General features: G+C 63.8%; 10 protein-coding genes. 8 read left to right on the top strand and 2 right to left on the bottom strand.

The features are described from left to right. Positions 1–103 precede the first annotated feature (103 nt). Together VGE08_RS12185 and VGE08_RS12180 are read left to right on the top strand one after the other, a co-directional pair. Positions 104–820, top strand: a complete 717-nt coding sequence (locus tag VGE08_RS12185; protein ID WP_331068162.1) for an FKBP-type peptidyl-prolyl cis-trans isomerase — start codon at positions 104–106, stop codon at positions 818–820. Positions 821–874: 54 nt separating this feature from the next. Continuing rightward, a complete protein-coding gene (locus VGE08_RS12180) occupies positions 875–1,519 on the top strand; it encodes a thiol:disulfide interchange protein DsbA/DsbL (protein WP_331068161.1) in 645 nt (214 codons plus the stop codon). A 116-nt stretch (positions 1,520–1,635) separates the two neighbouring features. Here the strand turns inward: VGE08_RS12180 and VGE08_RS12175 are convergent, their stop codons facing one another. Continuing rightward, positions 1,636–2,367, bottom strand: coding sequence for a DUF481 domain-containing protein (locus VGE08_RS12175; protein ID WP_331068160.1), 732 nt, complete (start codon positions 2,365–2,367; stop codon positions 1,636–1,638). A 700-nt stretch (positions 2,368–3,067) separates the two neighbouring features. Here VGE08_RS12175 and zapD point away from each other — a divergent pair. Further along, entirely contained in the window at positions 3,068–3,865 is a 798-nt protein-coding gene (gene zapD, locus VGE08_RS12170; RefSeq protein WP_331068159.1) for a cell division protein ZapD, read from the top strand. 7 nt (positions 3,866–3,872) lie between these two features. Beyond that, a complete protein-coding gene (gene yacG / locus VGE08_RS12165) occupies positions 3,873–4,073 on the top strand; it encodes a DNA gyrase inhibitor YacG (RefSeq protein WP_331068158.1) in 201 nt (66 codons plus the stop codon). Positions 4,074–4,174: 101 nt separating this feature from the next. On the opposite strand, the gene VGE08_RS12160 is transcribed toward yacG, so the two are convergent. Beyond that, positions 4,175–6,463 (bottom strand): TonB-dependent receptor, encoded by a 2,289-nt coding sequence (locus VGE08_RS12160; RefSeq protein WP_331068157.1) that lies wholly within the window; start codon positions 6,461–6,463, stop codon positions 4,175–4,177. A gap of 249 nt (positions 6,464–6,712) precedes the next feature. Here VGE08_RS12160 and VGE08_RS12155 point away from each other — a divergent pair, with 249 nt between their 5' ends. The 4 genes from VGE08_RS12155 (at position 6,713) to VGE08_RS12140 (ending at position 13,043) form a co-directional block, all read left to right on the top strand. Continuing rightward, complete coding sequence (locus VGE08_RS12155; protein ID WP_331068156.1) at positions 6,713–7,864, top strand: AraC family transcriptional regulator; 1,152 nt, start codon at positions 6,713–6,715, stop codon at positions 7,862–7,864. Between the two features lie 124 nt (positions 7,865–7,988). Beyond that, entirely contained in the window at positions 7,989–10,031 is a 2,043-nt protein-coding gene (locus tag VGE08_RS12150) for an acetoacetate--CoA ligase (protein ID WP_349258680.1), read from the top strand. A 35-nt stretch (positions 10,032–10,066) separates the two neighbouring features. Continuing rightward, complete coding sequence (locus VGE08_RS12145; protein WP_331068154.1) at positions 10,067–11,527, top strand: MFS transporter; 1,461 nt, start codon at positions 10,067–10,069, stop codon at positions 11,525–11,527. Then, on the top strand, positions 11,490–13,043 hold the full coding sequence (locus VGE08_RS12140; RefSeq protein WP_331068153.1) for a carboxylesterase/lipase family protein: 1,554 nt from the start codon (positions 11,490–11,492) through the stop codon (positions 13,041–13,043). Before VGE08_RS12145 ends, VGE08_RS12140 begins: the two co-directional genes overlap by 38 nt. Positions 13,044–13,046 lie beyond the last annotated feature (3 nt).

Below are 13,046 nucleotides of genomic sequence, written 5' to 3'. Positions count from 1 at the left end.
GGCGTCGCTGCTGTAAGACAGCGGCAAATACTTTCAGAGGCGGCCGATGCTGTATGCTGGCCGCCCTTTTTTCACCCGGAACATCCGCCGGAGAAGGACTCCCATGCGAGCGTTTCTGATTGCGACGGTTGGCTTCGTAGTGTTCGTGGCCGCAGTGAAGCTCTATGCCAATGAGCCCAAGGGCGCGGCCAACGAGCCCAGGAGCGCCGCGAGCGGCGCCGCTGCCGTGTCGGGTAGCGAGGACGACAAGGCTTTGTATGCGCTGGGCATCGCCGTCTCGCAGAATATCGTTTCGTTCGACTTCACCCCGGCCGAGCTGGAGAAGGTCAAGCAGGGCTTCACCGACGGCGCGCTCGGCAAGCCGGTGCAGATCGATGTTCAGTCCTACTTCCCCCGCCTGCGCGAGATGCAGTCCACGCGCCTCGCTGCCGCCGCCAAGTCCGTTCTCGACAAGGCCGCCGCCGAGCCGGGCGCCCAGCGCATGGAAAGCGGGCTGGTGATCACGACCCTCACCGAAGGCACCGGCCCGTCGCCGCAGGCCTCCGATACGGTTAAGGTTCACTATCACGGCACCTTGGCCAACGGCAAAGTCTTCGATAGCTCGGTGGAGCGCGGCGAGCCGGCCACCTTCCCGTTGAACGGCGTGATCCCGTGCTGGACCGAAGGCGTGCAGCAGATGAAGGTGGGCGGCAAGAGCCGGCTGGTGTGCCCGGCCGCCATCGCCTACGGCGACCGCGGCGCGCCGCCGGACATCGGCCCGGGCGCCACCTTGTTCTTCGACGTCGAGTTGCTCGCCATCGAGCCCACCGCCGCCCGGTAACTTTTGCCGCGGACGACTGTCGAAGCGTCGGTTCAACCCATCGGAGAATTCATAGTGACCGCCACAGCTCGGATTCCGTTCGCGCTGTTCCTGTCCCTGTTCATGTCCCTGTTCATGTTCATGACCAGCGGGGCGGCGTTCGCCGCCCCGGCGCAGGGCACCGAGTACAGCCTGATCACGCCCGCCCAGCAGCCGACCACCGCCGGCAAGGTCGAGGTGATCGAGTTCTTTTCCTACGGCTGCCCGCACTGCTTTCACTTGCAGCCGCTGCTGAACAAATGGAAGACCGAGCTGCCGGCCAACGCGGTGCTGATCAAGGTGCCCGTTTCGTTCGGCCGTCGCGAATGGGGGCAACTGGTGCGGGCGTACTACACGCTCGAAGCAACCGGCGATCTACAGCGGCTCGACGATGCGCTGTTCAACGCCATCCACGAGCAGCAGAAGCGGCTGTTCGATGTGGATGCCCTGGCCGCCTGGGCCGCCGAGAACGGCGTCAACGCCAACAAATTCCGCACCCTGTTCAATTCGCAGGAAATCACCCAGAAAGCGCTACGCGCCGAGCAGCTGTCCCGCGACTACAAGATCAGCGGTGTGCCCACCATGACCGTCGCCGGCAAGTACCGCGCCCTCGGCAAAGACTATCCCGACATGCTCCGCATCACCCGCGAGCTGGTCGACCAGGCCGCCGGCGGCGAGTAACACGTTCTCTGAACCAGGCCGGCGCTGGACATCGAGCGCCGGTCTCAGATCGCTAAAAATAAAAGAACTTCTCCTTGCGAGGAGGCCCTGCCGCAGGCAGGACCTCCGAGCAACTCCTATTTGATCTCGTAGACCAGATTGATCGTAGTCAACGTATCCGTCTTCTGAAAATCCGCCGGCGGATCCGTGTTGTGCCTCACCGAATACCCCAGCGCCAACGCCAACACATCCGTCATCTTCACCTGCAACGACAGATCGTTCTGCGCAAACGTGTTATCCGCGCCCGACTCGACGATGAACTTGTTGATCAGCGAAGTCGTCGCGGTGAACTGATGCTCCAGATCGAGCGTGCCGCGAAACACCACTTCACTGTCGCTGTCGCCCTCCTCGATCAGCTCGCCGGTCACCTCGTCGAACGAATCGCGTGTCTCGAAGAATTTGTAGCCGGCGCCGAGCGTGCCGACCATCTTGGTGTTGGGGCTGTCGAAGAAGCGGCGGCCGATACCGTATGAAGCCGTGGCCTGGTACTCGAAGCCGCTGAACTCGTCCTCTTCGTAGCGGGCCGCGCCGAACAGGAAGTTGCGCGTGGTGAACTTCCAATCCAGCTGGCCGAAGGTCTCCCAGCGATTGGCGGTCTTGCCCTCCTGGTCCGAGGCATACAGTGCCGAGCCGCCCAAGGAATTCTTCCAGTTGTCGGTCTCGTTGGTGACCTGCACCTTGGCGTTGGCGGTCTGCGTGTCGGTGTTGCCGCTGGCAATGACCAGGCCCGCCTCGCCCTTGCCGCTCCAGTCCGCATACGCTGGCACGGCGGCGGCCGCAAGCGAGGCCGCGAAAACCCATCGTCGCATCTATCAAACTCCGTCAGGGAAAAGAAGCCCGTTGCGCGGGCAAACGCGCCAAAGTAACGGGCGCGCTATGGAACCAGAATACGTAGATGCTTCCAATGAAAATTTCGTCAGCCGCGCCTCGAGAAAAGAGCGTCGCCATCGAGCGACGTCCCAGCCCGGAATTACTGCAATGAAACGACCGGAGGATGACCGCTGCGCGCAGCTACTTGCGACGCCGAGGACACGCGTGAGTAACACTCGTCAGACCGCAGCGTGTGTTGAAATTCTTCGGTGCTATCGCCGGCCAATCCGCCTCGGTGCCAAGATCGGCGATCGCGACTGGCGGACCGGGAGTACGAGCCTTCGACGCGGTGCCGTCGAATCCCGGCACCCACTGCTGCCAGCGCGCCGAAGTCGAGACCACTGCAAGCGCGGTAGCGCCGAGCAATACCAGCAAACCCGTTCCGCCCCCGAGCGCCAGCGCGGAAGCGCGCGCTGCTCACTCAACTACTGGCTGAATAACCAGCTGCCGAGCGCCGCAACCGAGGCCGCAGCACGAGTATCAATAGCGCCGAGACCATGGCAAATCGCGTCCTTTCGCTGATTCGGGGCGGCGTTGCGAGCGCCGTTGCCCGCAATCATACGACCGCATCCAAGCGGCAGCGCATCCCGAATCAAAAAGGGTTTTTCAACGGACGGCCAGTGCTTCACAATCTGCAGGATGACCTCGTCCGATAGATCACGCGCCGCAGGGCAGCTCGGTCCCGTCTATGAGCAGCCGCTCAATGAGCGGATGCGGACTTTTCTACGACTGGACTTCCTCTATCACCAAACGTTGTTCCACGAAGAGCGCGAGGACGCGTGGTCGACGCGGGCCGCGATGAGCTCGCTGCTGGAGATCCTGGCCATCACCGCGCGCGGCGACATTCGCAGCGAGGTGCTCAAGGACCTCGAACGGCAGATGACGGTGATGCACGATTACACCACCCGGCCGGGCGTCGACACCGCGCGCCTGAAGGCGGTGTTGAACAACCTCGGCCGCTTGCGCACCGAGCTCAACTCGGTGGGCGCCCTGTTCATGCAGCGGCTGCGCGATTCGGAGTTCCTGAACTCCATCAAGCATCGCAGCACCATTCCCGGCGGCACTTGCGAGTTCGACCTGCCGGACTACCGCCACTGGCTGGACCAGCCGTTCGCGGACCGCGCCAGGGCTTTCGGCGACTGGATGTCCACCATCCGGCCGCTCTGCGACGCGGTCACCGAGTTGCTATGGCTGACGCGGGAGGCGGCACGGCCGCGCACGGAAGTCGCCACCGCCGGCAACTTCCAGATCGCCTTCGACCGCGAAAATCCCTGCCAGCTGCTGCGCATCGCGCTGCCCGCCGGCACACAGCTGTTTCCGGAGATCAGCGGCAGCCACCATCGCTGCAGCATTCGCTTCCTGACATGGAACGATGTGAATTCCAGGCCGGTTCAGACCACAGAGGATGTGCAGTTCCAGCTCACCGTCTGTACTTGAGCCTGTCATGGCCACCGTAGTTCGTTGCCCCACCTGCGACCGTCCCGTGGAGTGGACGGAGGCCTCGCGCTGGCGCCCGTTCTGCAGCGAGCGCTGCAAGCTCATCGACCTGGGCGCCTGGGCCGCCGAGAAGCACGCCATTCCCGGCGAGATCGTCGAGACCGACGACGCCCCCAGACGCGAGCGGGGCAGCGAGGACGAGGAATAGCCTCGTCACGGGCGGCCCGCCCGCACGACCAGAGACCTTAGTGGTCGGCGTCATCCTTCACCTGCATCGCGATGCGGAGTCTGCTCACGGCAGGACCCCGATCAGAACCTGTGGTAGAGCGTGGCACCGTACATCCGCGGCATGCCGATCGATCCCGCGGTATATGCGTTGGCGCCGGAACCGGTGACTGCCTGGCTGATGTAGCGCTCGTCGAGCGCATTGCGAATCCAGCCGGTCACGGACCAGGTCTTGTCGAACGTACCCACCGCAAGCGACGCATTGAGCAGCCCGTAAGCGTCCTGGGCGTTGAAGGGGTTGTTGTAGATGTCGAAGTAGACCTTGTCCTGCCACTTGTAGTCGGCGCGCGCCGTGATCTCGAGATTGCCGGAGATGGGGAAGGCATATTCGCCGGCGACATTGAACTGCCATTCCGGCGCCTGGGTGAGCCGGTTGTCTTGCAGATTGATCGAATTGGGCGGCAAGGGCGCGCCGTTCGCCGTCGCGCCCACGCACTCCGGATCGGTCGGCACATCGGGATACAGTGGATTGTTGTTGCAGAACTTGTCGAACTTGCCATCGAGGTACGTGACCGCGCCGGACAGCTTCAATCCCGCGGTTGGCATGACCTCGACTTCGTATTCGACGCCCTTGATGACGGCCATCGCGGAGTTGTCCACCTTGGGAAAGCGCACGCCGGTCTGCTCGTTGATCCGGAACACGGTCTGTTGCAGGTTGCTGTAGTCGGCGTAGAACGCGGTCAGGCTGGTGCGCAGCTTGCGATCGAACAGGATGGCCTTGGCGCCGATCTCGTAGTTCCAGACATACTCGGGGTCGAAGACATTGACCGGTTGGGTGATGTCGCCCAGGGTGTTGTAGCCGCCCGATTTGAAGCCGCGCGAGGCGCTGACATAGAACATCGTCATGTCGCTGGGCGCGTAGTCGATGACGAAGCGCGGAGTGAATGCCTTCCAGGTGTCTTCCTTCGAGAGCAGGAAATGGTAGCCGCTGTTGGTGGCGTCCATGTCGTAGGACTTCTCGTCGATGGTGTAACGGCCGCCGAGCGTCGCGCGCAAGGTGTCGGTGAGCGAGTAGCGCAGCTGCGCATAGCCGGCGTAAGAATCGAGCTTTTCAGTGGGCAGGTAGACCAGCAGGTTCTCCACGGCTGCGATGCTGAGATACAACGGCTCGCTGGCATTGCCGTGCATGTAGAAAACACCGGCGACCAGGTCGGCGCGACTGCCCAGATCGGCTGTGACGGTGAACTCCTGCGTCAGTTGCTTCGCATACAGGCCGATGAGTGGAAACCAGGCGGAGTGGTACGGCGTGAGGTCGACGTCCAGGTCTTCCAGGTCGATGTCGTGGTCGATGAAGCCGGTGGTGGAGCTGAGCGAGACGCTTGGCGCCAGCTCCAGTTTCGCGTTCAGCACCGCCCGCAAATCGGTTACGTCGCGGCGATTGGGCTCGCTGAAATACACAGTGAGATTCTCGATGTCGTTCTGCGGATAGGGATAAGTCGGGCCTTCGGTCACCGTCGGCCGATCGGCGACGGCACGGCCCAGCAGGACGTTGAACGACGGGTCGCCGCGATCGCGCGTGTAGTCGACCAGCGCATGCACGCTGAGAACGTCGGAGGGTTGCACCAGCAACTGCGCTCGCATCTCCGTGAGATCGGTGTCGTCGTTGCGGCGATCGAGGAACGCGTTCTTCAGCCAGCCGTCCGCGCGCACCGACTGAAACGACACTCGGGCCATGACGTTGTCGGCGAGCGGAGCATTGGCGAACGCATTCACGCCGACGCGGGAATAGTTGCCGAAGGTGAGACCGACTTCGCCTGCGAGCTCATCGGTGGGCTGTTTGCTGTGGATGTTGACCGCGCCGCCGGTGGCGTTGCGGCCCTGGATGGTTCCTTGTGGACCGCGCAACACTTCGACCCGTTCGATGTCGAGGAACGAAGGGTTCATCATGAAGTGGTTCAGCAACGGCACGCCGTCTAGCGAGACGGTCACGCCCGACTGACTGCCGATGTCCTGGCCCGCCTGACCGATGCCGCGCAGGGCGATGAACACGTTGGTGGAGCGCGTGCCGAATTGCAGGCTCGGCGTGAGCTGGACCAGATCGCCGACCTCTTTCGCGCCGGCCTTTTCCAGGGTGGCGCCGGAAACCGCGGTGATTGCGATGGGAATGTTCTGCAATCCCTCGGCACGCTTCTCGGCAGTGACGACGACTTCTTCGAGCGTCAGGCTTGCGCTGGACTCATTCCGGTTGGCCGAATCGCCGCTTGCGTTCTGGCTTTGAGCCTGTGTTTGCGCGGCGATCAGGCAACCGCTCAACAGCGCGGTGGCGCCCGCAGAAAAGGCGCGCGCACGGCGAATCGTCTTGAAGCGTTTCATGGTCATCCCCCTTACCCTTCTTGTCGCATCCGGAGATCCACGATCTCCGCTTGGGCGCAGGATCATGGCAGTGAAGCAATGAAGGCAATGACAGGGCTGACGCTGCGATTTGGCAGAACTGACCAGAACCGGCTTGGCAGCCCCGTCGAGGCTGGGTAAGAATCCAACCGCGCGGCGGCCCCTCGCGGCCCAATGTTGACCCAATGTCGACCAAGGAGCGATCGACCTGTCCGAGCTCACGATCCTACGATGCTGAAGAAGCCGGTGCCTGGTGTTGCAAACGAATCCCACTCGGGCGCGCCGTCCCTGAAGGTTCCCGAGGCGCACGCCGCCCGTGGCTTGGACGGCGTGGCGGTCCAGGCGTTGCTGCAGGGCGCGGTGCTGAAGGGACGCGATCCTCTTGCCATCCTGCGCGCGGCCGCCATCGATCCTTCGCTCTATGGCAATGCTCACGCCGCGATCGACGGCCGCTCGCTGGTCCGATTGGTGCGCAGTATCCAAAGCTCCATCGACGATGTGTATCTGGGCTTTCTGGCGCAAGGCGTGCGGCTGGCGCTGGAGCGGGAGCGACTGCTGTCCTTCCTGCACTGTGCGACCTTCGGCGAAGCATTGCGCGTCAGCATCCGGTTCACCGACGCAATGTCGAGCGATGTGGGGCCGTGGATTTCCGAAGAGCACGGCAGCGGACTGCAGCACATCTGCAAATATCAAACGATCCCGGGCGTCGATCGCGACATCCTGGTCTGGATCCGCTTCGTGTGGATCTATCAGCTGTTCAGCTGGCTCATCGGTCGTCCGTTGGAGCTGCGCGGAGTTTCCGTTCGCGGTTCGCGACCCACGCAAGCGAACGGCTTCGACCGCTTCGCGCTGTTTCGCTGCCCGGTGACTTTCAACGCCCCGGTGGATGCGCTCTCCTACAGCTGGAGCGACCTGAGCGTGCGCTTGATCCATTCCTCGATCTCCGAGTACGAGGAGTATTACGCCAGCGAGCCCGACTGGTTCGACGCACCCGGACGCGGGCTGAGCTGGCATGAACGGACTCAACAAGTGTTGATCGAGCTGCAGCGAGCGGGGATGTGGTCGGCGCCGATCGAAGTCGTCGCCGCGCGCCTGCGTACCCGTCCGCGGCGGCTGCGCTACGACCTGGCGCTCGAAGGCGAAAGCTTCCAGGACATCAGGACTCGTTTGCGAGGCGAGCTCGCCGCCGCGTATCTGCTGGGGAGCGACGTGCCCATCACGGCGATCGGCCTCGCGTTGGGATTCAGCGAGCCCGGCAGCTTCTCGCGCAACTTCGTTGCCTGGGCAGGAATGACGCCCTCTGCGTATCGCAGCACGTACATGGCGGACGCGGCGAAGGTCGCTGCCGCAACGGCGCTGCTGAACGAGCGCCGCATCTCCTGACGTGGCGTGCCGGGCCACGGCGCGATCGGTCACTTCCGCCAAATCTCCCTGTCACTCCCGCCATGGCCTTTTGCGCGGTCGCTGGCATCCTGCGCGACACTCAGGGGGCTGTTGCTGCGTGCAGATGTCGAACGATGAACCGATCCCGCAAATGCGGCTGTACCGAGAGTGGCTCGAGCGCGAACGCGGACTCACGTTCACGGACTATGCGCAGCTGTGGCAATGGTCGACCACCGACCTGAGCGGATTCTGGCGCAGCATCTGGGACTATCACCGGCTCGAGTCGCCCACGGCCATCACCTCCGTCATAGACGACCTGGCGATGCCGGGTGCCACCTGGTTCGCTGGCGCACAGGTGAACTACGCGCGCCAGGTGTTTCGTCATGTCGCGGCGGCCGATGCCGCTCATCTGCCCGCAATCGTCGCGGAGAACGAGCAAGGCGACGTCACCGAGCTAAGCTGGAAAGAGCTGCGACGCCGAACCGCTTCGCTCGCGCTGGAATTGCGCCGTCACGGCGTGGGCCGTGGCGATCGCGTCGCCGCCTGTCTTCCCAACAGCCCAGAAGCGGCGATTGCCATGCTCGCGTGTGCCAGTGTGGGCGCGATCTGGACGATATGTTCGCCGGACATGGGCACGCCCGCCGTGCTCGATCGGTTCCGACAAACCACGCCCAAGGTGCTGATCGCCGTCGATGGCGTGTTCTACGCCGGCAGATCGCTGGATCGCAGTGCCGCCGTCACGCAGATATGGCGTGAGCTGCCGAGCGTCGTGACACTCTTCCTGCTGCGGACCAAGCATGGCGCAGCGAAGATTTCCGGCTGCAGCGACCTGGCGGCCGCGATGTCGCGAGACGACGCCGAGGTTGCCGCGTTCGAGCCGGAGTGGCTGCCCTTCGATCATCCGCTGTGGATTCTGTACTCGAGCGGTACCACCGGCTTGCCCAAGCCGATCGTGCACGGCCATGGCGGCATCATCGTGTCGGCATGCGCCGGTCACCTGCATCTGGATCTGGGGGCCAGCTATTCTCCCAACACGTTCGGGGAACGGTTCCACTGGTACTCCTCCACGGGCTGGGTCATGTGGAACCTGCAGATGGGCGCCCTGCTGGGCGGTACCACGATTTGTTTGTTCGACGGCTCCCCGGCCGGCGCCAAGTCAAATCCGGACTGGCGGACACTCTGGGCCTTTGCCGCGCGTCATCGAGTCACCTGGTTCGGTGCGGGCGCCGCCTTCTTCGCGAGCTGTCGCAAGGCCGGAATCACACTCACCGACGCCGGAGATCTGAGCGCCGTGCGCGCACTCGGCAGCACCGGCTCGCCCTTGCCGGCCGATGTGCAACGTTGGGGAACCGAGCAATTCGCCGCCATCCGCCGCTCGCCCATCTGGTGGTGCAATCTCAGCGGCGGGACCGATCTGGCGGCCGCGTTCCTCTCCGGCAATCGCGAATTGCCCGATACTCCCGGCAGGCTGCAATGCCGCCATCTCGGCGCCGCCGTCGAAGCATGGGACGAGACCGGCCAATCGCTCATCGGCCACGTGGGCGAGCTGGTCTGCACGCGCCCGTTTCCCAGCATGCCGCTGTACTTCTGGGGCGACCCGGGCGGCAGCCGCTATCGCTCTTCCTATTTTCAAGAGTGGCCGGGGATCTGGCGGCACGGCGACTGGTTGCGCATCGAGGCCGATGGCAGCTGCACGATCACCGGCAGGAGCGATGCGACCATCAATCGCCATGGGCTGCGCATGGGTACCGCCGATATCTACTCCGCGGTGGAGCATCTGAGCGGGGTCGCGGACAGTCTGGTCATCGATATCGAAGATGGCCAGGGCGACAGCAAGTTGCTGATGTTCGTCGTCCCGGCCCAGGCAGGCTCGCTGGATGCGCAGTTGCAAGCGGCCATGGCGGCGGCGATTCGCAATGCGCTCTCGCCGCGGTTCATCCCGGATCATTTCATCCACGCGCCGGGGATACCTCGCACCGCCAGCGGCAAGAAGCAGGAACTGCCCGTCAAGAGGCTGTTCCAGGGCTGGCCCGCCGCCAAGGTGTTCAATCCGGACGCGATCGCCAATCCAGAAGTCATCCCGTGGTATGTCGCGCGCGCGGCCGCCTGGCGCCAAGGGGCTGCCGTCGAGGTGAACTCGATACACCGCGGTGAGAATGAAAGATGAGAACGAAAGATGCGCATGCCAGATGAGATTGCACCATGAGCACTGAACCTCTCGTAGACCGCATTGCCGACCCGCCGGCGGCGCGCACCGTGCGACCAGGGTTGGTACTCGGCATGCTCTGCTTCATCTACGTGCTCAACTTCCTCGATCGGCAGCTGCTCTCCATTCTCGCCAAGCCCATCCAGGACGGGCTGCAGATCAGCGACGGCCAGCTGGGCATGCTCACCGGTTTCTATTTCGCGCTGTTCTACTGCTTCATCGCCATTCCGGTCGGGTGGCTTGCGGACCGCACCAACCGCATGCGGGTACTGTCGATCGCGTGTGCGCTATGGAGTGTCGCCACCGCCGCGTGCGGAATGGCAAACAACTACGCTCAACTGGCTCTTGCGCGCATGGCCGTCGGCGTCGGCGAGGCGGGTGGCGTACCGCCATCCTATGCAATCATCTCGGACTACTTTCCTCGGGAACGGCGCGGCGCGGCGATGGCGATCTTCAATCTGGGGCCGCCGCTCGGCTCCGCTTTGGGAGTGGCATTCGGCGCCTCGCTCGCCGCCGCCTTCGATTGGCGAATCCCTTTCTATGTCATCGGCGCGGTTGGCGTCGCCGCGGCTGTCGCCGTTTACATCCTGATTCCCGAGCCCAGACGCGGCGGACACGATGCGGGAACCGGCGCTGCAACGGCACCTGCCGCGCCGGGCGGTTTCGTTGCGACCATCGCGAGGTTCTTTTCCAATCCGCTACTGCTGACCGCAGCGATCGCCAGCGGCGCGGCCAACTTCATCACCTATGGCATGAGCAACTTCGCAACCCTGTTCCTCATGCGCGAGAAGGGCATGCAATTGGGCGAGGTCGCGATCTGGTACGCACTGGTGGTGGGCGTATGCATGAGCGCCGGCATCTATGTGTCGGGACAGCTGATCGATCGGTTCGGTGCCAGGTCGAAGGCGGCCTACGCGACGATTCCGGCGATTTCGCTGCTGCTCGCGTTGCCGTTCTTCCTCGGCTTCGTCTGGGCGCCGCACTGGCCGCTCGCGCTGGCGTTGCTGTGCGGTCCGATGTTTCTGAACTCGTTCTTCCTGTCCGCGACGGTGACGTTCGTGCAGAGCGAAGTGCATCCCAGCCAACGCGTGATCTCCGGCGCGCTGCTGTTGCTGGTGATGAACTTCATCGGCCTGGGCCTCGGACCGACGTATGTCGGCATGGTCAGCGACTTCTTCCAGCCAACGCATGGCGCTCACGCATTGCAGACGGCGTTCTTCGCGCTGGCACCGATGTATCTGATTGCCGCGTTGTTGTTTTTCGAACTGGCTCGCCGGATCAAGCGTGCCAAACGCTCGCAGGAGAAAGTGTGCGATGAACTTCAGGTCGCTCTTGATCACAGCCTTCGTTGGCGGGTTCCTCTGCGGATGCTCGACCCCATCGGCCGATGGAACGACGGCAAAAGCGCCAGTTGTGGACATGCCCGCCGGAACTTTGCGTGGCGTGCGCGAAGGTGATGCAAATGTTTTTCGCGCGATTCCTTATGCGCTGCCGCCAGTTGGCGAGCGCCGGTGGCGTCCTCCAGCTGCGATGCCGCGATGGGAAGGAGTGCGCTCCGCGCAGCAAGCCGGCGTGGCCTGCATGCAGCCCGCGATGGCGGCGGGTCCGTATAACCGCGGCCCGATACCGATGGATGAGGACTGCCTTACACTCGACGTCACCACGCCCGCCGACGCGCGCAATGCTCCGGTGATGGTGTGGATCCATGGCGGCACTCTCATCTGGGGCACGGCGCACTCCAAGATGTATGACGGACGGGAGTTCGCCAAGCGCGGAACCGTGCTGGTCTCTATCAACTATCGTCTGGGCGTGCTCGGCTATCTCGCTCATCCGGAGCTCAGCCAGGAGTCGGCGGACGATGTTTCCGGCAACTACGGGTTGCTGGACCAGATCGCAGCGCTGCGATGGGTGCGACAGAACATCGCCTCCTTTGGCGGCGATCCGCAAAACGTCACGATATTCGGCGAATCCGCCGGTGCCTTGAGTGTCGAGTATCTGCTCGCGTCTCCAGCAGCGCGTGGTCTCTTCGACAAGGCCATCGTGCAAAGCGGTTATCTGTTCACGATGCCCGAGCTGCGTGTCGCTCGCTACGAGGAGCAGTCGGCCGAGGGGATCGGCTCTGCGCTCGCCGCGAAGCTTGGCGCTGGCGGGATTGCCGAACTACGTTCGATGGGTGCGCGGGAGCTCGTCGATGCGGCTGCCGCCGCGGGCTTTGCGCCGTTTGGCACCATAGACGGCAAGATTCTCGCGCGCCAACTCGTCGATACATTCGATCGAGGCGAGCAGGCGCCGGTGCCGCTGATGACCGGCCTCACCAGTGGCGAGGTGCGCGGCCTTCGGTTCTTGTTGCCTCCTGCTCCAGCCAGCACGGCGGCCTATGCGGATGACGTGCGGTCCCGCTACGGCGATCTCGCGGACGAGTATCTTCGACTCTACCCGCCGCAGGATCTGGAACAGACGCAATTGGCTGCCGTGCGCGATGTCGTTTTCGGCTGGGCCTCCGAGCGGCTGGCGCGCACACAGGCCGCCATCGGACAGGATGCGTTCCTCTACTACTTCGACCACGATTATCCCAGCGCGGCGGCCGCGAACCTGACCGCATTTCACGCCAGCGAAGTGCCCTTCGTATTCGGAACGCTCCAGCACACACCCGCGGGCTGGCCGGCGATCCCCAACACCGCGAGCGAGCGACAGCTCTCCGGCGCAATGCTCGATTATTGGACGAGCTTCGCTCGTGATGGCCGGCCCTCCGCCGCGCAAGGGCGCGCCTGGGAATCTTTCCAACCGAACCGCGCCTACATGATCTTCGGCGACACGCCGCGACTGTCGAAAGCTTTCATGCCGGGCATGTATGAGCTGCACGAGCAGATCATGTGCCGCCGCCGCGCCTCGGGCACGCAATCGTGGAACTGGCGCGCCGGTTCGCTCGCACCGCCGCTACCCGCGCCAACGCAGCGGTGCTCCAGAACGTAGACC

Source organism: Steroidobacter sp., from assembly GCF_036406195.1.
Lineage (GTDB): Bacteria > Pseudomonadota > Gammaproteobacteria > Steroidobacterales > Steroidobacteraceae > Steroidobacter.
Note: the sequence above shows the minus strand (reverse complement) of the source record. Positions and strands in the feature narration are given on the sequence as shown.